The sequence below is a fragment of the Pseudomonas sp. LS.1a genome (assembly GCF_022533585.1).
Lineage (GTDB): Bacteria > Pseudomonadota > Gammaproteobacteria > Pseudomonadales > Pseudomonadaceae > Aquipseudomonas.
Genome location: NZ_CP092827.1, coordinates 5,330,738 through 5,354,240 on the forward strand (window position 1 = coordinate 5,330,738; position 23,503 = coordinate 5,354,240).

Consider the following 23,503-nt stretch of genomic DNA (forward strand, 5'->3'; position numbering starts at 1 on the left):
CCTCCGGCGATGCGTGCGAGGGCGTTTTTGACTCGAACGAGCAAAATGGGAATAGCTCTATTTCTATATCAACCCTGCCGAGCAAGGTCGCGCAGATGAAGTACAACCATAACGATTGCGGCTATGGCGGTCACTATTGATGCCAAGGCACCCAACACGACCGTGGACATTATCGATTCATTGTTCCAAACCACGACCTGTTGATTGAGACGATCGTCATAGAGTATTTTCCCGTCCAACGTGGCGAGTTCACGCACGGTGCTACCGTCACCCCCACGTTCCACTGTAAGAATAACCTTCGTATTGATACGAAGCCCCGATGCCTCATACAACTCTCGGTAAGTATAGACAGGTTTGCCCTCCCGCTTTCCATCAAGCTTATATGCTACGGAAAAATGTACTAGCGAACGGTTACCCTCCCAAACATCTGGATAACCGGATACTCGCCCCTCGACAACTAGCAGCCTAGAAAAATCAGGAGCCTTATATACTTTCAGCTGACTGAAAAAAAATGCAACACCTGCAAGCATCGTAATCACGACAATCGCAAGCAATTGAGCACGCTTCAAAGGAGGGGACATTCTGAGCAATTTGATGAATCCAGAAAAAGACTGCACACGTCCCTCCTGCTATTTTAAAAGTAAAAATCACCTAAAAATCTTTAATGATACCTATCAACTCCACCTAAGCCCCCGCCAGGCGGGATGATCTCTATAGGACCTATATCAATATTCCACCTGGGGGGTTCCGGCAATGGGAATACCATAGGCCCGCCACCGAAGTCCGGCTCAATATAGCCACCCCCGCCGCCGTCGCCGCCGCCAGATATTCCGTACAGGTGAGAAAGGTTGCTTCCAAGCACCACGCCTTGCGTATCCGGGTTCCACTGGGTTACCGCAACTCGGCCCGCATAGATTGCGCTGATTTGGGCGAGCGATGCAAGGGCCAAGTCCGGCGCCACCCAGTAATCAGGGTAGGTGGCATTTGTATTTGCAACGAAATGTTTTTGCACTACAGGTGCGATAAAAGAATGATACAAATTTGATGCCGCATCGGAATTGAGTATCCCCAAGGCATTAGCCCCAACGCCTACAGCAGTGAAAATGACCGCGGGAGTGCCAGCCCCAGCAAGCAAGCTTATACTGCCGACAATCCCTGCAACATTTCCAACCAGGCTCAGGACGTCACCTTTTTCAAATTCCTGGTCGGTCTTGTACTTAGCAGTAATTTTTAGAAATACTGTAGTCGCAGCAAGCGTATTCACCTTGATATTGAGGAATGGTGTAAAACCCGCAGTCAGTTTTACTATTGACGTGATCCCGGCGACTGCAGCTCCGGTTTGGGCACCCTGATTCACTAGAGCGAACCCTGACTTGTCGCTGTTATAATGATCCGTCAGGGAAGTAGATGCCGCCCCCACCGCTACCGGTTTCTCAACGTAGCCCAAGATAATCTCAAGTGTTTTGGTCATCTTTCGCTACTCCCTGATCAATGTCTTGAAGGCGATGCTCATACGCAGCCGATTACAACTCACACCTGGCGCCCGAGCACCATGTGGCACTTCCCCATTGAAGATGACAATCCGCCTCGGCTTAGGCTGTACAGACAGCACAATACTTTCTTTGTCAGCGTCGTAGAATACAAGCTCACCACCCCAGCAGGTGGCCCAGTACTCGCTGCAAAACAGCATTATAGTTTTTCCCGGCGCCTCGGCTGTATTGTCACGATGAATAGGACCATCCTGGCTGCTTGTTTGACCATTGGCGTATACCCCTAACAGGGTCGCCGAAGGCATATGCGCAGCCTTGATACGCGCCCAGATATTCGCCAGAAAAGCCCAGTCCGGTCGCTCTCGCAGTTCTTGTTCACAGTCTTCCAATTCATTTCTACGAGTGCCAGCGATAAAACTGTGCCAACATGGACGATCAAGGGGAGCATAAGGATAGGGCCAGCCATAACGCCAGAGCGAGCCAGTAAGAAGCCTCAATATTTTCGTGTGCTCTTCGTCCGTTATTCCATCATCAATCACACAGATATCTTTACAAGCAGTCAAACCTACCATTACTTCATTCTCCTGATCTCAACATAGCGATTGGAGACTGAAAGTTAAGACATCTTTAGATATTCTCACACAGGGAAACAGCCGCTCAGCCGGTGACCTTTACCATAGCCTTGATGTGATAAAAGATTTAGTCGCCATAACGAGCTCCCATTTTCTTCACCTCAAACATACTTTTTTCAGCCTGACACCCACCTGAAGTCCTGCCAGACCCCAAGCATTTACCATGACAAAGGCACGTGTGCGTGAGAGACCGCAGGCAGCCTCTGCCCTTGGCTTCACTCAGAATTGGACATAAAAAAACGCCCCCGGCCTTTCGACCGGGGGCGTTTTCGTTTCAGCTCAAGCTAGACGATCAAGCCTTGGCTTTCTTGGCAGCGCGGGTACGCTCGCCTTCGTCCAGGATCTTCTTGCGCAGGCGGATCGACTTCGGAGTCACTTCGCACAGCTCGTCGTCCTGGATGAATTCCAGGGCCTGTTCCAGGGTGTGGCGAACCGGCGGTACCAGGGCGATGACTTCGTCTTTGCCCGAAGCACGCATGTTGTCGAGCTTCTTGCCTTTGGTCGGGTTCACGCCCAGGTCGTTGTCACGGCTGTTCAGACCGATGATCTGACCGTTGTAGATGTCCTGGCCGTGCTCGATGAACAGCTTGCCACGAGCCTGCAGGGTTTCCAGCGAGTAGGTCAGCGCCTTGCCGGTCTCGATCGAAACCAGAACACCGTTCAGGCGGCCGGACATCTGGCCAGCTTTCATGGTGTCGTAGCGATCGAAGATCGAGGTCAGGATGCCGGCACCGTTGGTCAGGGTCAGGAACTGGTTACGGAAACCGATCAGACCGCGAGCAGGTACGTTGTACTCCAGACGTACACGGCCCTTGCCATCCGGCGCCATGTTGGTCAGGTCGCCTTTACGCAGGCCCATTTCTTCCATGACCTTGCCCTGGGATTCTTCAGGGATGTCGATGGTGACGTTCTCGAACGGCTCCTGCTTCACGCCGTTGACTTCGCGGATGATCACTTCAGGGCGGCCTACAGCCATCTCGAAGCCTTCACGACGCATGGTTTCGATCAGAACCGACAGGTGCAGCTCACCACGGCCGGAAACCTTGAACTTGTCAGCCGAGTCGCCTTCTTCAACGCGCAGTGCAACGTTGTACAGCAGCTCTTTGTCCAGACGTTCCTTGATGTTACGGCTGGTGACGAACTTGCCTTCCTTGCCGCAGAACGGCGAGTCGTTGACCTGGAAGGTCATCGATACGGTCGGCTCGTCAACGGTCAGCGGCTTCATCGCTTCGACGTGGTTCATGTCGCACAGGGTGTCGGAGATGAACAGCTCGTCGAAACCGCTGATGCAGACGATGTCGCCAGCCTGGGCTTCTTCAACGTCGACGCGGTGCAGGCCGTGGTGGCCCATCAGCTTGAGGATACGGCCGTTACGCTTCTTGCCTTCGGTGTCGATGGCAACAACCGGGGTGTTCGGCTTGATGCGACCACGGGCGATACGGCCAACGCCGATAACACCGAGGAAGCTGTTGTAGTCCAGCGCGGAGATCTGCATCTGGAACGGGCCATCGACGTCAACGTTCGGCGCCGGTACGTTGTCGACGATCGACTGGTACAGCGGGGTCATGTCTTCGGCCATGTCGGTGTGGTCCAGACCGGCGATGCCGTTCAGGGCCGAGGCGTAGACCACCTGGAAGTCCAGCTGGTCGTCGGTGGCACCGAGGTTGTCGAACAGGTCGAAGATCTGGTCCAGAACCCAGTCAGGACGCGCGCCCGGGCGGTCAACCTTGTTGATCACGACGATCGGCTTCAGGCCGGCTTCAAACGCCTTCTTGGTCACGAAGCGGGTTTGCGGCATCGGGCCGTCCTGGGCATCGACCAGCAGCAGCACGGAGTCGACCATCGACATTACACGCTCAACCTCGCCACCGAAGTCGGCGTGGCCGGGGGTGTCGACGATGTTGATGTGGTAGCCGTTCCAGTTGATGGCGGTGTTTTTCGCCAGAATGGTAATGCCGCGCTCTTTTTCCTGGTCGTTGGAGTCCATCACGCGCTCGTCGTTGAGCTCGTTACGCTCCAGGGTGCCGGACTGGCGCAGGAGTTTGTCGACCAGGGTGGTTTTACCATGGTCAACGTGGGCGATGATGGCGATGTTACGCAGATTTTCGATCACAACTGTATCTCGATCAGAGGATTCGGTTGCCGCCAGTGTAGGCGGCGAATATGTACGGTTTGAGGCTCAGCGGGCCCGATGGTCGGGAGGGCGATGGCGGATGCTGCCGCCATACAGCCCTGGCGTCTTATGTCGGACGATAAACACGCACATTGGCATGTCCCTCACTGAGCAGGTGGTGTGCGTGCAGACGGCTCATCACACCTTTGTCGCAATACAGCAAGTACTGGCGCGTAGGGTCCAGGTGCTTGAACTTGCTGTTGATCGCATAGAACGGCATGGCCTGGACTTCGATACCCTCCAGCGCCAGAGGTTCGTCTTCCTGGGCATCGGGGTGACGAATGTCGATGACGATCTGGCCCGGCAGCGCCTCGGCCACTTCCTCGACTTCGATGTCCTTGCCAAGCTCGTCGATCACGTGGTCGATGGAGATGAACCTGGCACGCTCCAGGGCGCGCTCCAGCACGGCCATGTCGAACTGCTTTTCTTCGTGCTCCATGCGATGACGCTTGGCATGGGTAGTCGGGTTCACCGAGATCACGCCACAGTACTCCGGCATGTGCTTGGCAAAATCGGCAGTGCCGATTGCGGTGGCCTGGTCGATGATGTCCTGCTTGTGGCTGGCCAGCAACGGGCGCAGCACCAGCTTGTCGGTGGCCGAGTCGATGATCGACAGATTCGGCAGGGTCTGGCTGGACACCTGGGAAATCGCCTCGCCGGTGACCAGCGCGTCGATCTCCAGGCGGTCGGCCATGTGTGCGGCACCGCGCAGCATCATGCGCTTGAGGGTCACGCCCATGTAGCTGTTGTCGACCTTGTTGAGGATCTCGCCGACCACTTCCTCGAATGGCACGCTGATGAACAGCACGCGCTGGCTGCTGCCGAACTTCTTCCACAGGTAGTGGGCCACTTCCATCACGCCCAGCTCGTGGGCACGGCCACCGAGGTTGAAGAAGCAGAAGTGGGTCATCAGGCCACGGCGCATCATCTGGTAGGCCGCCACGGTGGAGTCGAAGCCACCGGACATCAGCACCAGGGTCTGCTCCAGGGCGCCCAGCGGATAACCGCCGATGCCCTGGTGCTGGTTGTGGATCACGTACAGGCGCTGGTCGCGGATCTCGATGCGCACCAGCACTTCCGGGTTCTTCAGCTCGATGCCGGCGGCGCCGCACTGCTGGCGCAGCTGGCTGCCGACGTAACGGTCGACGTCCATCGAGGTGAAGTCGTGGTGGCCGCCGCGCTTGCAGCGCACGGCGAAGTGCTTGCCGGCCAGCAGGTGGCCGAAGTGGTGCTTGCACTTGGCGACAATGTCGTCGAAGTCGCCGAGCGGGTATTCCTCTACCTGCAGGAAGTGGGTGATACCCGGGGTGCAGGTGAGGCGCTCGATCATCTCGCGCTGGACTTTTTCGTCTTCGACGCGGGTGACCACTTCGAGATTATCCCAGACACCATCGACCACCAGCTCAGGGTCGAGGTCCTTGAGCACGTTGCGGATGTTCTTGCCGAGCTGGCGGATGAAGCGCTTGCGCACCGGCCGGCTCTTGATGGTGATTTCTGGGAAGACTTTGACGATAAGTTTCATTGGTTAACAGCGCGCGCAGGGCCTGCCGAAAATGAGGGGCGCGAATTATAGCGGAAATTGCTCAGGATTTGACCAACTTTTGATCAGAAGCTTTCAGATAAATGCAGGAGGCGGGTTTTGTGCTGCCAGCTCCGGCCCTTTCGCGGGTAAACCCGCTCCCACAGGGACCGCACACAATTCCAAGGTTGTGCTATCCCCTGTGGGAGCGGGTTCACCCGCGAAGAGGCCCTCAAGAAAAGCATACAACTCAAGCAATGCACACTATTGGTGCACTGCTACCAAAATTCGCATCTTAAGGGTGCATTTCCCACCGCCACCCCACCGCCAAATGCCCACAAACGCCCCCTTTTATCCCGCCCTCGCCATTTTCGGGCACTGGCATGCAATTTGCTCCCTTGTGAGGCAGGTATAGCTTGGCCGACTATCCGCGCCCGGCAACACCCTTTTTCCAGGGCAGCGGCCCACCGCGCTCTAGACCATCCGGAGGACAACATGTCGAAGTCGGTTCAACTCATCAAAGATCATGACGTCAAGTGGATTGATCTGCGTTTCACGGACACCAAAGGCACTCAGCACCACGTGACCATGCCGGCGCGTGATGCGCTGGAAGACGACTTCTTCGAAGTCGGCAAGATGTTCGACGGTTCCTCCATCGCTGGCTGGAAAGGCATCGAAGCATCCGACATGATCCTGATGCCGGTCGACGAAACTGCCGTACTGGACCCGTTCACCGAAGAGCCAACCCTGATCATCACCTGCGACATCGTCGACCCGTCGAGCATGCAGGGCTACGATCGCGACCCACGTGCCATCGCCAAGCGCGCCGAAGAGTACCTGAAGAGCACCGGCATCGGTGACACCGTATTCGCAGGCCCAGAGCCTGAGTTCTTCATCTTCGACGAAGTGAAGTTCCAGTCGGACATCTCCGGCTCGATGTTCAAGATCTTCTCCGAGCAAGGCTCGTGGATGACTGGCGCTGACGTGGAAGGCGGCAACAAAGGCCACCGTCCGGGCGTGAAAGGCGGCTACTTCCCGGTTCCGCCGTTCGACCACGACCACGAAATCCGTACTGCCATGTGCAACGCACTGGAAGAGATGGGCCAGACCGTCGAAGTTCACCACCACGAAGTGGCGACTGCCGGCCAGAACGAAATCGGCGTCAAGTTCAACACCCTGGTGAAGAAGGCTGACGAAGTACAGGCGCTGAAATACGTCGTGCACAACGTTGCCGACGCCTACGGCCGTACCGCCACCTTCATGCCGAAGCCACTGTACGGCGACAACGGCTCGGGCATGCACGTGCACATGTCGATCTGGAAAGACGGCAAGAACACCTTCTCGGGTGAAGGCTATGCCGGCCTGTCCGACACCGCCCTGTACTTCATCGGCGGTATCATCAAGCACGGTAAGGCCCTGAACGGCTTCACCAACCCGTCGACCAACTCCTACAAGCGTCTGGTCCCAGGCTTCGAAGCCCCGGTAATGCTGGCCTACTCGGCTCGCAACCGTTCCGCATCGATCCGTATTCCTTACGTCGGCAGCCCGAAAGCCCGCCGTATCGAAGCACGCTTCCCGGACCCATCGGCCAACCCGTACCTGGCCTTCGCGGCCCTGCTGATGGCTGGCCTGGACGGTATCCAGAACAAGATCCACCCAGGCGATGCTGCCGACAAGAACCTGTACGACCTGCCGCCTGAAGAGGCCAAGGACATTCCGCAGGTTTGCGGCAGCCTGAAGGAAGCACTGGAAGAGCTGGACAAAGGCCGTGCGTTCCTGACCAAGGGCGGCGTGTTCTCCGACGACTTCATCGATGCCTTCATCGAGCTGAAGAGCGAAGAAGAAATCAAGGTCCGTACCTTCGTTCACCCGCTGGAATACGAGCTGTACTACAGCTGCTGATCTGATCGGTGCCTGGCGCCGATGACATGATCAGAACGGCCTCCCTCGGGAGGCCGTTTTCGTTTCCGCGCCATACAGAACCCACAGAAACCCCGCCCGTCACGCTATGCTCTATCTTGGTGCACAATCGAACGCCGTGCCCCCATTTGCTCCCCAATCTGGTTCACATGAAACGCTTCACCAAGACTTTCTGATCCGATTTTGCGCAGATCCAGGCCTTTTTCGGCAAATCCCGCTTCTTTTCGGAGCTTTGGTTTGTTTCTTGCATTTCTGCAGGTAGAGAGTCTCGCATCAGCGGATCCACCGCGCGCCCGGCCATGGCCGCGCCATGCCAGCCAAGCGCCAAAAGAGGTCAACGACGCCTTATGACCATCAGCGATGCACAGCACCGTCTGCTTCTGGACAACCTGACCACCGCCACGCTACTGCTCAACGCCGAGCTACGCCTGGAGTACATGAACCCTGCCGCAGAAATGCTGCTGGCGGTCAGTGGCCAGCGCAGCCATGGGCAGTTCATCAGCGAACTGTTCACCGAGTCGACCGAAGCGCTCAGCTCGCTGCGCCAGGCGGTCGAGCAGGCGCACCCGTTCACCAAGCGCGAAGCGCAGCTCACCTCGCTGACCGGGCAGGCCATCACCGTCGACTACGCGGTAACGCCGATCCTGCACCAGGGCCAGACCTTGCTGCTGCTGGAGGTTCACCCACGGGACCGGCTGCTGCGCATCACCAAGGAAGAGGCCCAGCTGAGCAAGCAGGAAACCACCAAGATGCTGGTGCGCGGCCTGGCCCACGAAATCAAGAACCCGCTCGGCGGCATCCGCGGCGCAGCCCAGCTGCTGGCCCGCGAGCTGCCTGACGAAGGCCTGCGCGACTATACCAACGTGATCATCGAGGAAGCCGACCGCCTGCGTAACCTGGTCGACCGCATGCTCGGCTCGAACAAGCTACCGTCGCTGGCCATGACCAACATCCACGAAGTACTGGAGCGGGTCTGCAGCCTGGTAGAGGCCGAAAGCCAGGGTTGCATCACTTTGGTGCGCGATTACGACCCCAGCCTGCCGGATGTGTTGATCGACCGCGAACAGATGATCCAGGCTGTGCTCAACATCGTGCGCAACGCCATGCAGGCGATCAGCTCGCAGAACGAGCTGCGCCTGGGCCGCATCACCCTGCGCAGCCGTGCCCTGCGCCAGTTCACCATCGGCCACGTGCGCCATCGCCTGGTGGCGCGGGTGGAGATCATCGACAACGGCCCGGGCATCCCGCCGGAACTGCAGGACACCCTCTTCTATCCCATGGTCAGCGGCCGCCCGGACGGTACCGGGCTGGGCCTGGCCATTACCCAGAACATCATCAGCCAGCACCAGGGCCTGATCGAGTGTGAAAGCCATGCAGGCCACACCGCCTTCTCGATCTACCTGCCCCTGGAACAAGGAGCCACCGCCTCATGAGCCGAAGTGAAACCGTATGGATCGTCGACGATGATCGCTCCATCCGCTGGGTCCTGGAAAAAGCCCTGCAACAGGAAGGCATGACCACCCAGAGCTTCGACAGCGCCGATGGCGTGATGGGCCGCCTGGCACGCCAGCAACCGGACGTGATCATTTCCGACATCCGCATGCCCGGCACCAGTGGCCTCGACCTGCTGGCGCAAATCCGCGAGCAGCACCCGCGCCTGCCAGTCATCATCATGACTGCCCACTCCGACCTGGACAGCGCCGTGGCGTCGTACCAGGGCGGTGCCTTCGAGTACCTGCCCAAGCCATTCGATGTGGACGAGGCGGTCTCGCTGGTCAAGCGTGCCAACCAGCACGCCCAGGAGCAGCAAGGGCTTGATGTGCCGCAAAACCTGGCACGCACCCCGGAAATCATCGGTGAAGCACCGGCGATGCAGGAGGTGTTCCGCGCCATCGGCCGCCTCAGCCACTCCAACATCACTGTGCTGATCAACGGCGAGTCCGGTACCGGCAAGGAACTGGTGGCCCACGCCCTGCACCGCCACAGCCCACGTGCGGCGTCGCCGTTCATTGCCCTGAACATGGCCGCGATCCCCAAGGACCTGATGGAGTCCGAGCTGTTCGGCCATGAGAAAGGCGCCTTCACCGGTGCGGCCAACCTGCGCCGGGGGCGCTTCGAGCAGGCCGACGGCGGGACCCTGTTCCTCGACGAGATCGGCGACATGCCCGCCGACACCCAGACCCGCCTGCTGCGGGTGCTGGCCGATGGCGAGTTCTATCGCGTGGGCGGCCACGTGCCGGTCAAGGTCGACGTGCGCATCATCGCTGCCACCCACCAGAACCTCGAGTCGCTGGTACAGGCCGGCAAGTTCCGCGAGGACTTGTTCCACCGCCTGAACGTGATTCGCATCCACATTCCACGGCTGGCCGACCGCCGTGAGGATATCCCCGCCCTCGCCCGCCACTTCCTCGCCCGCGCCGCCCAGGAGCTGGCGGTGGAGCCGAAGATCCTCAAGCCGGAAACCGAAGAGTTCATCCGCAATCTGCCGTGGCCGGGCAACGTGCGGCAGATGGAGAACACCTGCCGCTGGATCACCGTGATGGCCTCCAGCCGCGAAGTGCTGATCGGCGACCTGCCGCCCGAGTTGCTGAACCTGCCACAGGACGCCGCGCCGGTAACCAACTGGGAGCAGGCCCTGCGCCAGTGGGCCGACCAGGCGTTGGCGCGTGGGCAGACCAGCCTGCTGGACAGCGCAGTGCCGAGCTTTGAGCGGATCATGATCGAGACGGCGCTCAAGCACACCGCTGGCCGTCGGCGCGATGCGGCGCTGTTGCTGGGTTGGGGGCGCAATACCCTGACGCGCAAGATCAAGGAGCTGGGGATGAATGTGGCGGGTGGGGATGATGAGGAAGGTGATGACCATTAATCCTTGACTGGCTGCACCGACGCATTCGCGGGTAAACCCGCTCCCACAAGTACAGCGCCAGCCTCAAGGTCGGCGCCGTACTTGTGGGAGCGGGTTTACCCGCGAATGCGTTTGTAGAACCAGAACAGATATCGGCTCCATGCACCGTTCCTGTGCCCGATGCACCTCACGAAGGCACAAATCCCCTCAAAAAACGGCTAATTCACCCTTAAAGCCCAATATTCACGGGCTTTGCAAAACTGGCACGCCCCCTGCAATACCTAGTACATCTCCAGTTTCGGGGGCCCTGGTACAGGCAGGCCGGGTGAACCCCTCTTTTATTCGCAACATCGCCAGTTTTGGGGACCTCGGTACAGGCAGGCCGGGCCATCCCCCCTTTATACGCAGTACCCCTTTCGGGGACCCTGGTACAGGCAGGCCGGGATATCCCCTCTTTTATTCGTGCAGTTTCACCTGCACCCGCCAGCGCCCAGCGTCCTCTGCACCAGCCCACTCGCCGTGCAGGGGGCGCGCGGCCACCAGCGTCAGCAACAAGCCTTCCTTGCTCTTCTGCACCCGCCAGCTCACAGGCTTGCCTTGCAGGCTCAACTGCCCTTGCCGGGCCTTGCCCTGCGCCTGGAACAATAGCGCAACCGTACCGTCCACATTCTCGCCATGCAGCTGAGGCTCTTCGTTGAACCACAGCTCCAGGCCATCCTGCACCACCTCCACCTGTTGCAGCTCGCGCTCGTCCGGCGTGGTCAGCCGGCCGATCATCAGCCCTACCATCAAGCCGACGATTGCCAGCGACAGCATCATCCGCGGGAACGCCTTCGAACGCACGTCCGGTTCGGGGGTAGAATGCCCGTCATCTTCACGCTTGGAGCCGTGCATGTTTCACGTCATCCTTTTTCAACCAGAAATTCCGCCGAATACCGGCAACATCATTCGCCTGTGCGCCAACAGCGGCTGCGACCTGCACCTGATCGAACCCATCAGCTTCGAACTGGATGACAAGCGCCTGCGCCGTGCGGGGCTGGATTACCACGAGTATGCCACGCTCAAGCGCCACGAGAGCCTGGCCGGATGCCTGGAAAGCCTGGGCAACCCGCGGCTGTTCGCCTTCACCACCAAGGGCTCGCACCCGTTCCACGAAGTGGCCTACCAGCCGGGTGATGCCTTCCTGTTCGGCCCCGAGAGCCGTGGCTTGCCGACCGAAGTACTGGACAGCCTGCCGGCCGAACAACGCCTGCGCCTGCCGATGCGGCCGGGGTGCCGCAGCCTTAACCTGTCCAATACCGTGGCAGTGACGGTGTATGAGGCGTGGCGGCAGAATGGGTTTGCCGGGAGCTGAGCTATAGCCTGTGCCGGCCTCTTCGCGGGTAAACCCGCTCCCACAGTAACCAAGCCAACCTCAAGGGCAGCGCTGTACCTGTGGGAGCGGGTTTACCCGCGAAGGGGGCGGCACAGGCAACAAAAAAGCGCCCCGAGAGGCGCTTTCTTGATACCAGCAGCTATTACTGCACGGTCGGCGCTTCGCCAGCTTCCTGCATGCGCTGCATTTCTTGCGCGTACAGGGCGTCGAAGTTGACCGGCGACAGCATCAGGGCCGGGAACGAACCGCGGGTCACCAGGCTATCCAGGGTCTCGCGGGCGTACGGGAACAGGATGTTCGGGCAGAACGCACCCAGGGTGTGGCTCATCGAAGCCGCGTCCAGGTTCTTGATCAGGAAGATACCGGCCTGCTGCACTTCAGCGATGAAGGCCACTTCGTCACCGTTCTTGACGGTAACCGACAGGGTCAGCACCACCTCGTGGAAGTCACCTTCCAGGGCTTTCTGCTTGGTGTTCAGGTCCAGGGCTACGCTCGGCTCCCAGGTCTGGCGGAAGATCTGCGGGCTTTTCGGGGCCTCGAACGACAGGTCGCGCACATAGATGCGCTGCATGGAGAACTGAGGGCTGTTGTCTTCTGCAGCAGCGCCGTTGGTCTGTTGGTCAGTCATGGCAGATCCTTATCCTAATGTTTTTGAATGCAGTGCAAATCAGGCCGCCAGCAGCGCGTCGAGCTTGCCGGCACGCTCCAGGGCATAGAGGTCATCGCATCCACCGACATGGGTGCTGCCGATCCAGATCTGCGGCACCGATGTACGGCCGGCCTTCTGGCTCATTTCGGCACGAACCTGCGGCTTGCCGTCGACCTTGATTTCCTCGAAGGCCACGCCCTTGCTCTCGAGCAGGTGCTTGGCGCGCATGCAGTAGGGGCAGTAGTCGCTGGAATAGACGATGACGGGCTTCATATCACTTCACCAGGGGCAGGTTATCGGCTTTCCAGCTGGAAACGCCACCGCTCAGTTTGGCGGCGTTGTAACCAGCCTTGAGCAGCTCGCGGCAGATGGTGCCGGACTGCTGGCCCATCGAGTCGACGACGATCAGGGTCTTCTCTTTGTGCTTGTCCAGCTCGGTCATGCGGTTGGCCAGCTTGTCCTGCGGGATGTTCAGCGCACCGACAATGTGACCGGCGGAGTATTCCTTGGCCGGGCGGATGTCGATGACCAGGGCTTTATCGGCATTGACCAGGGCAGTCAGCTGGCCGTTGCTCAGGCTCTGGCCACCGCGACGGATTTCGTTGACCAGCAGCGCGACCAGCAAGACAACGAAGATCGCCACCAGGATGTAGTGGTTTGTCGCAAATTGAATCAGGTTAGCAACCATCTGGGGTGTTCCACGCGATTGAAAATGCCGGCCAGTATACACAGCCCCTTATTGCCACCAAAGCCCGGCGGGCCGGCGGCAAAGCCACCTGCACATTGCTGGCACGTGCGCGCCGGTCGGGGGAATGGGACGAATATTCGCCGCCGGTGGCGCATTTGCCCTAAAATGCGTGTCTTTATCATCTTTGAACAACCGTGAGTTTGATTGATGACGAGTACGCCCAAACCCCTGGTCCTGATCATCCTGGATGGCTTCGGCCACAGCGAAAGCCCCGAATACAATGCCATCTATGCCGCCAACACACCGGTCTATGACCGCCTGCGCGCCAGCCAGCCGCATGGCCTCATTTCCGGCTCTGGCATGGATGTCGGCCTGCCGGACGGGCAGATGGGCAACTCCGAAGTCGGTCACATGAACCTCGGCGCCGGCCGCGTGGTGTACCAGGACTTCACCCGGGTGACCAAGGCCATCCGCGACGGCGAGTTCTTCGAGAACCCGGTACTGACCGGCGCCGTGGACAAGGCAGCCAGTGCCGGCAAGGCCGTGCACATCCTCGGCCTGCTGTCCGATGGCGGCGTACACAGCCACCAGGACCACCTGGTGGCCATGGCTGAACTGGCCGCGCAGCGCGGCGCAGAGAAGATCTACCTGCACGCCTTCCTCGATGGCCGCGACACGCCGCCACGCAGCGCGCAGTCGTCCATCGAACTGCTCGACGCCACTTTTGCCAGGCTGGGCAAGGGCCGCATCGCCAGCCTGATCGGCCGCTACTACGCCATGGACCGCGACAACCGCTGGGACCGCGTCAGCGCCGCCTACAACCTGATCGTCGACAGCGCTGCCGAATACACCGCCGACACCGCCCTGGCTGGCCTGGAAGCGGCCTACGCCCGCGACGAGAGCGACGAGTTCGTCAAGGCCACACGTATCGGTGATGCAGTCAAGGTCGAAGACGGCGACGCGGTGATCTTCATGAACTTCCGCGCCGACCGTGCCCGCGAACTGTCGCGCGTGTTCGTCGAAGCCGACTTCAACGAATTCCCGCGCCCGCGCCTGCCACAACTGGCGGCCTACATCGGCCTGACCCAGTACTCGGCGAAGATCCCGGCCCCTGCCGCCTTCGCCCCGGCCAGCCTGAACAACGTGCTGGGCGAGTACCTGGCGAAGAACGGCAAGACCCAACTGCGCATCGCCGAGACCGAGAAGTACGCCCACGTCACCTTCTTCTTCTCCGGTGGCCGCGAAGAGCCGTTCGAAGGCGAAGAGCGCATCCTGATCCCGTCGCCGAAGGTCGCCACCTACGACCTGCAGCCGGAAATGAGCGCGCCGGAAGTGACCGACCGCATCGTCGAGGCCATCGAGCAGCAGCGTTATGACGTGATCGTGGTCAACTACGCCAACGGCGACATGGTCGGCCATACCGGCGTGTTCGAAGCTGCGGTGAAGGCCGTCGAGGCCCTCGATGGCTGCGTCGGGCGCATCGTCGAAGCACTGGACAAGGTCGGCGGCGAAGCGCTGATCACCGCCGACCACGGCAACGTCGAGCAGATGGAAGACGAGTGCACCGGCCAGGCGCACACTGCACATACCACCGAACCGGTGCCGTTCATCTATGTCGGCAAGCGCAACGTCAAGGTGCGTGAAGGCGGCGTGCTGGCCGATGTGGCGCCGACCATGCTGAAGCTGCTGGGGCTGGAAAAGCCGGTGGAAATGACCGGTACGTCCATCCTGGTCGACGCCTGATTCTGAGTATGGGGCTGCTTTGCAGCCCCTTTGCTCATGAATTCCAGACAAACGCCCCTCTGCACCTGCAGCGAGGCGTTTTTTTTGCCCGCCCGGGCGGGCATACTAGGCCAGTCTCCATCCTTGGTACGCCAAACCCCATGCTTCGCGCCCTGATCCTCCTAGCCCTGTCTTGCCTGCTCAGCCCGGCCTTTGCCGATGAGCGTGCGCAGACCCAGCAGCAACTGGACGCCACTCGCCAGGACATTGCCGAGCTCAAGAAGACGCTGGGCAAGCTCCAGGAAGAAAAGGCCGGTGTGCAAAAGGACCTCAAAGCCACCGAGACCGATATCGGCAACCTCGAAAAGCAGGTGGAGGCCCTGCAGCAAGAACTAAAAAAGACCGAGGGCGAGCTGGAGCGCCTTGATACCGAGAAAAAAAAACTCCAGAGCGCCCGCGTTGAACAACAGCGACTGATCGCCATCCAGGCCCGTTCGGCCTACCAGAATGGCCGCGAGGAATACCTCAAGCTGCTGCTCAACCAGCAGAACCCCGAGAAGTTCGCCCGCACCCTCACCTACTACGACTACCTGAGCAAGGCGCGCCTGGAGCAACTGCGCACCTTCAACGAGACCCTGCGCCAACTGGCCAACGTCGAACAGGAAATCGCCACCCAGCAGCAACAGCTGCTGGCCCAGCGCGCCGACCTCGACAGCCGCCGCCAGTCCCTGGAAACCGAGCGCGGCAAGCGCCAACAGGTGCTGGCCAAGCTCAACAGCGACATGAAGGACCGCGACCAGAAGCTGCAGTCGCGCGAGCAGGACCAGGCCGACCTGTCCAAAGTACTCAAGACCATCGAGGAAACCCTCGCCCGCCAGGCCCGCGAGGCCGAAGAAGCGCGCAAGAAGGCCTTGCTGGCCCAGCAGGAAGCGGAAAAACGCCGCCAGCAGGAAGCCCTGGCCGCCGCTGCCGCCCGCGAACAGGCCCGCGAACCGGTGGAGCCGCCGAAAAAGGCCCGCACCACCCTGGGCCCGATGGTTTCCAGCGACGGCGCGAGCTACGGCGGCGCATTTTCTGCCGCACGGGGAAAACTTCCCTGGCCAGTCAATGGTCGATTGCTGGCACGCTTCGGTGATGCCCGCGGCAGCGATGCCCGCGCCAAGTGGGACGGGGTGATGATCAGCGCCAACCCGGGCACCCAGGTACGTGCCGTGCACGGCGGACGCGTGGTGTTCGCCGACTGGTTGCGCGGTGCCGGGCTTCTGGTCATTCTCGACCACGGCAACGGTTACCTGAGCCTGTACGGCCATAACCAGAGCCTGCTCAAGAGCGCCGGTGATATCGTCAAGGCCGGCGAGGCCATTTCCACCGTTGGCGACAGCGGCGGCCAGGATGCTGCCGGCTTGTACTTCGCCATCCGCCAGCAGGGCCGGCCTACCGACCCTTCGCAGTGGTGCCGGGGCTAGTCAAATTTCTACGGCGTAGCCTGCGGGCTGCGCCGATGCTCCCCAGGGAGCGCTTCCAGGATCAGGAGTTCGTTCGACATGCTGCACTCGCCTCGCCTCACCCAGCTGGCCCTGTCCATCGCCTTGGCGGTCGGCGCGCCCCTGGTTACTGCCGCGGAGCCGGCCAAGCCAGCCGCAGTACCGGCCACCGAGGTGACCGCCAAGGCGCCACTGCCGCTTGAAGAGCTACGCACCTTCGCCGAGGTCATGGACCGCATCAAGGCGGCCTATGTAGAGCCGGTGGATGACAAGACCCTGCTGGAAAATGCCATCAAGGGCATGCTCAGCAACCTCGACCCGCACTCGGCGTACCTCGGCCCCGAAGACTTCCAGGAGCTGCAGGAAAGCACCAGCGGCGAGTTCGGCGGGCTGGGCATCGAAGTGGGCCAGGAAGACGGCTTCATCAAGGTGGTCTCGCCTATCGACGACACCCCGGCCTCGCGTGCTGGCGTGCAGGCCGGCGACCTGATCGTCAAGATCAACGGCGCCCCGACCCGTGGCCAGACCATGACCGAAGCGGTCGACAAGATGCGCGGCAAGGTCGGCGAGAAAATCACCCTGACCCTGGTGCGCGACGGCGGCACCCCCTTCGACGTGACCCTGGCCCGCGCGGTCATCCAGGTCAAGAGCGTGAAGAGCCAGCTGCTGGAGAACGACTACGGCTACATCCGCATCACCCAGTTCCAGGTCAAGACCGGCGACGAAGTCGGCAAGGCCCTGGCCAAGCTGCGCAAGGACAACGGCAAGAAGCTGCGCGGCGTGGTGCTGGACCTGCGCAACAACCCGGGCGGCGTGCTGCAGTCGGCGGTGGAAGTGGCTGACCACTTCCTGACCAAGGGCCTGATCGTCTACACCAAGGGCCGCATTGCCAACTCCGAGCTGCGTTTCTCGGCCGACCCGGCCGACGCCAGCAACGGCGTGCCACTGGTCGTGCTGATCAACGGCGGCAGCGCCTCGGCCTCGGAAATTGTCGCCGGCGCCCTGCAAGACCAGAAACGCGCCGTGCTGATGGGCACCGACAGCTTCGGCAAGGGCTCGGTGCAGACCGTGCTGCCACTGGCCAACGACCGTGCGCTGAAGCTGACCACCGCGCTGTACTTCACCCCCAACGGCCGCTCGATCCAGGCCCAGGGCATCGTCCCCGACATCGAAGTGCGCCCGGCCAAGCTCACCGCCGAAGCCGACACCGAAAACTTCAAGGAAGCCGACCTGCAAGGCCACCTGGGCAACGGCAACGGCGGCGCCGACCGCCCGACTGGCAGCGGCAAGCGCAAGGAGCGCCCGCAGGATAACGACTTCCAGCTGAGCCAGGCCCTGAGCCTGCTCAAAGGCCTGAACATCACCAAGGGCGACTGATCCACCCCATGCGTTATCTGCTGTGTCTGCTGTTCAGCCTGATGGCCGGGGTCGCGCAAGCGGCGCCGGCCGGCAAGGCCTACATGAGCATCATCATCGACGACCTGGGCCAGAGCAGCGAGCGTGACAGCCGCACCCTGGCCCTGCCCGGCCCGGTGACCATGGCGATCATGCCCGATACCCCGCATGCCACCGACTTCGCCCGCCAGGCGCACAAGGCCGGCAGGACGGTAATCCTGCACATGCCCATGGACCCGGCCACCGGGCCCTATGCCTGGCACCCTGGCACGCCGATCGAAGAGCTGGCCAAACGCCTGGACGCGGCCCTGGCCAAGGTGCCGTACGCCGCCGGCATCAACAACCACATGGGCAGCCGCATGACGGCGCAGCGTGAGCCCATGGCCTGGTTGATGGGTGAGCTGCAGCAACGTCACCTGTTCTTCGTCGACAGCCGTACCAGCGCCGCCACCGTGGCCGCAGCCGAAGCCCAGCGCATCGGCCTGGCCCACGTTTCGCGTGATGTGTTCCTTGATGATGTGCGCACCACTGAAGCGATTACCGGGCAGTTGCAGCAGGGCATCGCCCTGGCGCGCAGGCAGGGGTCGGCGGTGCTGATCGGGCATCCTTATCCACAGACTCTGGAAGTGCTGGAACGGGAGTTGCCAAGGCTCAGGAGCCAGGGCATCGAGTTGATCAGGCTCAAGCAGATGATTGCCGTGCGCAGCAATCAGGCGATGCCGGGGCATGGCAAGAATGGCCGCTACACCAATCGCTGAGAAACCTGGGCTGCTTTGCAGCCCTTCGCGGGCACGCCCGCTCCCACAGGAATCGCGCAGGTTTCGAGGCCAGTGACAACCCTGTGGGAGCGGGCTTGCCCGCGAAGGGCCGCAAAGCGGCCCCAACAAAAAACCCCGCTCGGGTGAGCGGGGTTTTCTTTTGCCTCAACAGCGATCAGCTATACACACGCCCCAGCAACTGGCGGTGGCTTTCGAACTGGTCCAGCACATCACGCACGATCTGCTCTGGCGCAAAGCCCATCAGGTCGTACTCCTGGCTGCCATCGTGCAGGTACACCTCGGCACGATAGAAGCGCTGGCGCACTTCCGGCTCGCCTTCCACCGGCGCTTCGCTCGGTGCGGCCAGGTAACCGTCCAGGCTCACTTCATAGACGAACGGGTTGCCCTCTTCCATCATCACCCGCAGGCCCATCGTGTTGCGCGACTGGCCAACCCGGGTTTCCACCTCGAAGCCCAAGGTCTGCAGCTGCGCGGCGGCTTCTTTCAGCGCCGGGCTGACATGCTTGTCCATGAAACGCTGCACCACGGCCTGGGTCGGCTGCAGCTCCAGCTGGGTCAGGCGCTCACTGAAGCCACGACGGCCACGGGCGGCCAGCTCGGCGCGCTCGCTTTCCACCGCCACATCCTGCTTCATGGCCTTGTACAGGCCGAACATGAACAGTACCAGCACCACCGAGAACGGCAGGCCCGCCAGCACCACCATGGTCTGCATGGCTTCGAAGTTACCGGCGAACAGCAGGCCGATGGTGACCAGGGTGATGACCACCGACCAGAACACCACCATCCAGTGCGGGGCGTCTTCGTCGACCTTGCCACCTTTGCACGACAGGTTGGCCATCATCACCGCGCCGGAGTCGGCCGGGGTGAGGAACAGCACGAAGCCGACGAACACCGCTACACCGATCACGATCTTGGCCGCCGGGAAGTATTCCAGCAGCTGGTAGATCGACATCGACGGCTGCTCCAGGGCGGTCTTGCCCAGTTCCACGGCGCCCTGGTTGATCACCAGGTCCAGCGCAGTGTTGCCGAAGATCGACAGCCAGGCCAGGGTGAAGCCCAGCGGGATCAGCAGCACGCCGCTGACCAGCTGGCGCACGGTGCGGCCCTTGGAGATACGGGCAATGAACATGCCGACGAACGGGCCCCAGGAGATCCACCAGGCCCAGTAGAACACGGTCCACAGGCCCAGCCAGCGCTCGGACTTGCCGGCTTCGCCTTCATACACGTAGAGGTCGAAGGTTTTCAGCACGATGCCGTTTAGGTAGTCACCGATGTTCTGCACGAAGCCGTTGAGCAGGTGCAGGGTTTCGCCGCCCAGCAGGACGAAGATCAACAGGCCGCTGAACAGCACGATGTTCAGGTTGGACAAGCGGCGAATGCCGTTTTCCACACCCGAGACCGCCGCCACGGTGGCAACGCCGGCCATGACCAGGATCACCACCAGCAAGTTGGTCTTGCTGTGGTCCATGCCGAACAGGTATTCCAGGCCGGAGGCCACTTGCATCGAGCCGATGCCCAGGTTGGTCACCAGGCCCAACAGCGTGACGAACATGCCGAAGATGTCCACGGCATTGCCGGCAGCGCCCTTGACCCAACGCTCACCAACCAGCGGGTACAGTGCCGAGCGCAGGGCCAGCGGCTGGTTGTGACGGTAGGCGAAGTAACCCACGGCCAGGCCGACCAGGGCGTAGATCGCCCAGCCGTGCAGGCCCCAGTGCAGGAAGGTCAGCTGCAGGCCCTGACGCGCGGCGTCGAGGCTGGCAGAGGTGCCTTCTGGCGGGTTGAAGTAGTGGTCCAGCGGCTCGGAAGCGCCAAAATACAGCAGCGAAATGCCGATACCGGAGGAGAACAGCATGCCGGCCCAGGCGCCATAGCTGAAGTCGGGCTGGTCATCCTTGCCGCCAAGCTTGAGCTTGCCGTAGTCGGAGAAGGCCAGGTAGATGACGAACAGCAGGTAACCGCCGATTACCAGCATGTAGTACCAGCCGAAGGTGCGCGTCAGCCATTTCTGGGCCACGCCCAGCACTTGGCCGGCGGTTTCGGGTACAGCGATAAGCAAGGCAGTCAGAACGAGGATCATCAGCGCGGAGGTGAAGAACACCACGCGGTTGACCCGTACCCTCTCGGCCGGAGGGTTGGTAAGTGAGGCAGAACTCATTGCACGAATGCTCCGGGCAGTGCGGCTTTGGAGGCTAATCAGTCTTTCCCGAGCAATTGGTGGAATATCCCCACTGCATCAGGTGTTATAAAAGCACCCTGGAAACCGTGATCCCGAATCGATACGTTGCAAAAAAACAGACAGGTGGCCTGCTGCAAATGCCACGCCTCAGCCGAGGTGCGCGCATTCGTCACAGATCACCCGCCCGCTCCAAGGGCCCGCCGCAGGGTCCATGACCGCACGGCAGAATCTGCATTTCGCATCGCTCATGCCCGTCAACGCCTTGTATTCCGGGGGTTACGCGATTTCCTGGGGTGTCAATCCATGCCTTCTCGACCGCCTGAAAAACTGTCAATGGCACAAATTGTCGCAGAGCTTATTCTTTATTGATTGAACGTTCAATCAAAACAAAATAGACTGGCCTTCGCCGAGTCAGCCGCCCGTCGTCTGCTCGCAGGCCTGAGGAGATAGCAAGATGCCCAAGGTCGGTATGCAACCCATCCGCCGCCAGCAGTTGATCGAAGCCACGTTGCAGGCGGTCGATCAGGTCGGACTGGGTGACGCCAGCATTGCGCTGATTGCCCGTTTGGCCGGTGTGTCGAACGGCATCATCAGTCACTACTTTCGGGACAAGAACGGCCTGATCGCAGCGACGATGGGTTACATCATGAACATGCTCAACGAAGGTGTCAGAGCACGTCGCCAGGCACTGAAAGACGACAGCCCGCGCGCCCACCTGAAAGTGATCATCGAGGGCAACTTCGATGCCAGCCAGGTAAACGGCCCGGCGATGAAAACCTGGTTGGCCTTCTGGGCTTCCAGCATGCACCAGCCCGATTTGCACAGGTTGCAGCGGATCAACGACCACCGCTTGTATTCCAACCTGTGCTGCCAGTTCCGCCGCGCCCTGCCGCTCTACCATGCGCGCAAGGCAGCCCGCGGCCTGGCGGCGTTGATCGACGGCTTGTGGCTGCGTGGCGCCCTGTCGGGTGATGCATTCGACACCGACCAGGCGATACGGATTGCTTACGAATACATGGATCTACAACTGGCTAAACAGCACACCCTGGGTACAAACGACCAGGCCGCTGAACAACCGCGCACGGCCCTTGCCAACCCGGCAGGAGCGTGACGCGCAAGCCAAACCACACACTGCACTTGCGAGGACACTATGGCCCGTTTCGGAACGCAAAAACTCTACATTGATGGCGCTTACGTCGACGCTGGCAGCGATGCCACCTTCGAAGCCATCAACCCGGCTACCGGCGAAGTCCTCGCCCACGTGCAACGTGCCACCGAGGCTGACGTCGAGAAGGCCGTCGAAAGCGCCGAGCGTGGCCAGAAAGTCTGGGCCGCGATGACCGCCATGCAGCGTTCGCGCATCCTGCGCCGCGCCGTCGAGATCCTGCGCGAGCGCAACGACGAGCTGGCCATGCTGGAAACCCTGGACACCGGCAAGTCGTACTCGGAAACCCGCTACGTCGACATCGTCACCGGCGCCGACGTGCTGGAGTACTACGCTGGCCTGGTTCCGGCCATCGAAGGCGAGCAGATCCCGCTGCGTGAATCGTCCTTCGTCTACACCCGCCGCGAGCCGCTGGGCGTGACCGCCGGTATCGGCGCCTGGAACTACCCGATCCAGATCGCCCTGTGGAAATCCGCCCCGGCCCTGGCCGCCGGCAACGCGATGATCTTCAAACCGTCGGAAGTCACCTCGCTGACCACCCTGAAACTGGCCGAGATCTACACCGAAGCCGGCCTGCCAAACGGCGTGTTCAACGTTCTGACCGGCAGCGGCCGCGAAGTCGGCACCTGGCTGACCGAACACCCACGCATCGAAAAAGTCTCCTTCACCGGCGGCACCACCACCGGCAAGAAGGTCATGGCCAGCGCCTCGAGCTCGTCGCTCAAGGAAGTCACCATGGAACTGGGCGGCAAGTCGCCACTGATCATCTGCGCCGACGCCGACCTGGACAAGGCCGCCGACATCGCCATGATGGCCAACTTCTACAGCTCGGGCCAGGTGTGCACCAACGGCACCCGCGTGTTCATCCCGGCTGAAATGAAGGCTGCCTTCGAGGCCAAGATCGTCGAGCGCGTTGCCCGCATCCGCGCTGGCAACCCGGAAGACGAAAACACCAACTTCGGCCCGCTGGTCAGCTTCCAGCACATGGAAAGCGTGCTCGGCTACATCGCCAAGGGCAAGGAAGAAGGTGCCCGCGTGCTGTGCGGTGGCGAGCGCCTGACCGCCGGTGATTTCGCCAAGGGCGCGTTCGTGGCCCCGACCGTGTTCACCGACTGCACCGACGACATGACCATCGTCAAGGAAGAGATCTTCGGCCCGGTGATGAGCATCCTCACCTACGAAACCGAAGAAGAAGTCATCCGTCGCGCCAACGACACCGAATACGGCCTGGCCGCCGGTGTGTGCACCAACGACATCACCCGCGCCCACCGCATCATCCACAAGCTGGAAGCCGGTATCTGCTGGATCAACGCCTGGGGCGAATCGCCGGCCGAAATGCCGGTCGGTGGCTACAAGCAGTCGGGTGTCGGCCGTGAGAACGGCGTCAGCTCGCTGGCGCAATACACTCGCATCAAGTCGGTCCAGGTCGAGCTGGGCGGCTACAACTCGGTCTTCTAAGGCCCTGTACGGCCCCGCCCGTGCCACTGC

Annotated in this window: 20 protein-coding genes; 10 read left to right on the plus strand and 10 right to left on the minus strand. The window is 61.1% G+C overall.

The features are described from left to right. Nucleotides 1-68: 68 nt before the first annotated feature. The 5 genes from MKK04_RS24550 to thiI form a co-directional block, all read right to left on the minus strand. Nucleotides 69-617, minus strand: a complete 549-nt coding sequence (locus MKK04_RS24550; RefSeq protein WP_241106056.1) for a hypothetical protein — start codon at nt 615-617, stop codon at nt 69-71. 44 nt (nt 618-661) lie between these two features. Continuing rightward, nucleotides 662-1,471, minus strand: coding sequence for a hypothetical protein (locus MKK04_RS24555; RefSeq protein WP_233694082.1), 810 nt, complete (start codon nt 1,469-1,471; stop codon nt 662-664). A 6-nt stretch (nt 1,472-1,477) separates the two neighbouring features. Next, nucleotides 1,478-2,062, minus strand: coding sequence for a 2OG-Fe(II) oxygenase (locus MKK04_RS24560; protein ID WP_233694081.1), 585 nt, complete (start codon nt 2,060-2,062; stop codon nt 1,478-1,480). A 352-nt stretch (nt 2,063-2,414) separates the two neighbouring features. Further along, nucleotides 2,415-4,235, minus strand: a complete 1,821-nt coding sequence (gene typA, locus MKK04_RS24565) for a translational GTPase TypA (protein ID WP_013974573.1) — start codon at nt 4,233-4,235, stop codon at nt 2,415-2,417. Between the two features lie 127 nt (nt 4,236-4,362). Then, nucleotides 4,363-5,817: a tRNA uracil 4-sulfurtransferase ThiI gene (gene thiI, locus MKK04_RS24570; RefSeq protein WP_207828355.1), complete on the minus strand. Its 1,455-nt coding sequence runs from the start codon at nt 5,815-5,817 to the stop codon at nt 4,363-4,365. Between the two features lie 492 nt (nt 5,818-6,309). On the opposite strand from thiI, the gene glnA reads away from it, so the two are divergent. From glnA to ntrC, 3 genes are all read left to right on the plus strand, one after another. Continuing rightward, nucleotides 6,310-7,716: a type I glutamate--ammonia ligase gene (gene glnA / locus MKK04_RS24575; RefSeq protein ID WP_015272115.1), complete on the plus strand. Its 1,407-nt coding sequence runs from the start codon at nt 6,310-6,312 to the stop codon at nt 7,714-7,716. Between the two features lie 365 nt (nt 7,717-8,081). Continuing rightward, nucleotides 8,082-9,167 (plus strand): nitrogen regulation protein NR(II), encoded by a 1,086-nt coding sequence (glnL, locus tag MKK04_RS24580; RefSeq protein WP_063912033.1) that lies wholly within the window; start codon nt 8,082-8,084, stop codon nt 9,165-9,167. Continuing rightward, the gene (ntrC, locus tag MKK04_RS24585) at nt 9,164-10,600 is read left to right on the plus strand and encodes a nitrogen regulation protein NR(I) (protein ID WP_003249213.1); all 1,437 of its coding nucleotides are present in this window, start codon (nt 9,164-9,166) and stop codon (nt 10,598-10,600) included. The genes glnL and ntrC overlap by 4 nt, the downstream gene beginning before the upstream one ends. 435 nt (nt 10,601-11,035) lie before the next feature. Here ntrC and MKK04_RS24590 read toward each other — a convergent pair whose 3' ends face one another. Next, on the minus strand, nt 11,036-11,473 hold the full coding sequence (locus MKK04_RS24590) for a hypothetical protein (protein ID WP_207828353.1): 438 nt from the start codon (nt 11,471-11,473) through the stop codon (nt 11,036-11,038). On the opposite strand from MKK04_RS24590, the gene trmL reads away from it, so the two are divergent. Then, nucleotides 11,472-11,933: a tRNA (uridine(34)/cytosine(34)/5-carboxymethylaminomethyluridine(34)-2'-O)-methyltransferase TrmL gene (gene trmL, locus MKK04_RS24595; RefSeq protein ID WP_025340939.1), complete on the plus strand. Its 462-nt coding sequence runs from the start codon at nt 11,472-11,474 to the stop codon at nt 11,931-11,933. The genes MKK04_RS24590 and trmL overlap by 2 nt on opposite strands. A gap of 163 nt (nt 11,934-12,096) precedes the next feature. Here the strand turns inward: trmL and secB are convergent, their stop codons facing one another. From secB to MKK04_RS24610, 3 genes are read right to left on the minus strand one after another with little or no spacing between them, the layout of a single operon-like run. Further along, a complete protein-coding gene (gene secB / locus MKK04_RS24600; RefSeq protein ID WP_013974581.1) occupies nt 12,097-12,582 on the minus strand; it encodes a protein-export chaperone SecB in 486 nt (161 codons plus the stop codon). A gap of 39 nt (nt 12,583-12,621) precedes the next feature. Then, entirely contained in the window at nt 12,622-12,876 is a 255-nt protein-coding gene (gene grxC / locus MKK04_RS24605; protein ID WP_063912037.1) for a glutaredoxin 3, read from the minus strand. Between the two features lies 1 nt (nt 12,877). After that, entirely contained in the window at nt 12,878-13,291 is a 414-nt protein-coding gene (locus MKK04_RS24610; protein WP_063912038.1) for a rhodanese-like domain-containing protein, read from the minus strand. A 207-nt stretch (nt 13,292-13,498) separates the two neighbouring features. Between MKK04_RS24610 and gpmI the strand changes: the two genes are divergently transcribed. The 4 genes from gpmI (at nt 13,499) to MKK04_RS24630 (ending at nt 18,650) form a co-directional block, all read left to right on the plus strand. Further along, nucleotides 13,499-15,034: a 2,3-bisphosphoglycerate-independent phosphoglycerate mutase gene (gene gpmI, locus MKK04_RS24615; RefSeq protein WP_207828336.1), complete on the plus strand. Its 1,536-nt coding sequence runs from the start codon at nt 13,499-13,501 to the stop codon at nt 15,032-15,034. Between the two features lie 140 nt (nt 15,035-15,174). Further along, complete coding sequence (locus MKK04_RS24620; protein WP_241106057.1) at nt 15,175-16,479, plus strand: murein hydrolase activator EnvC family protein; 1,305 nt, start codon at nt 15,175-15,177, stop codon at nt 16,477-16,479. A 78-nt stretch (nt 16,480-16,557) separates the two neighbouring features. Then, complete coding sequence (locus MKK04_RS24625) at nt 16,558-17,874, plus strand: S41 family peptidase (RefSeq protein ID WP_233688153.1); 1,317 nt, start codon at nt 16,558-16,560, stop codon at nt 17,872-17,874. Nucleotides 17,875-17,882: 8 nt separating this feature from the next. Beyond that, the gene (locus tag MKK04_RS24630) at nt 17,883-18,650 is read left to right on the plus strand and encodes a divergent polysaccharide deacetylase family protein (RefSeq protein ID WP_207828332.1); all 768 of its coding nucleotides are present in this window, start codon (nt 17,883-17,885) and stop codon (nt 18,648-18,650) included. Nucleotides 18,651-18,825: 175 nt separating this feature from the next. On the opposite strand, the gene MKK04_RS24635 is transcribed toward MKK04_RS24630, so the two are convergent. Continuing rightward, entirely contained in the window at nt 18,826-20,772 is a 1,947-nt protein-coding gene (locus tag MKK04_RS24635) for a BCCT family transporter (protein ID WP_233688161.1), read from the minus strand. A 532-nt stretch (nt 20,773-21,304) separates the two neighbouring features. Here MKK04_RS24635 and betI point away from each other — a divergent pair. Both betI and betB read left to right on the plus strand, forming a co-directional pair. Then, nucleotides 21,305-21,961, plus strand: coding sequence for a transcriptional regulator BetI (gene betI, locus MKK04_RS24640; RefSeq protein WP_016712476.1), 657 nt, complete (start codon nt 21,305-21,307; stop codon nt 21,959-21,961). Between the two features lie 39 nt (nt 21,962-22,000). Then, nucleotides 22,001-23,473, plus strand: coding sequence for a betaine-aldehyde dehydrogenase (gene betB / locus MKK04_RS24645; RefSeq protein WP_025340943.1), 1,473 nt, complete (start codon nt 22,001-22,003; stop codon nt 23,471-23,473). Nucleotides 23,474-23,503: the final 30 nt, after the last annotated feature.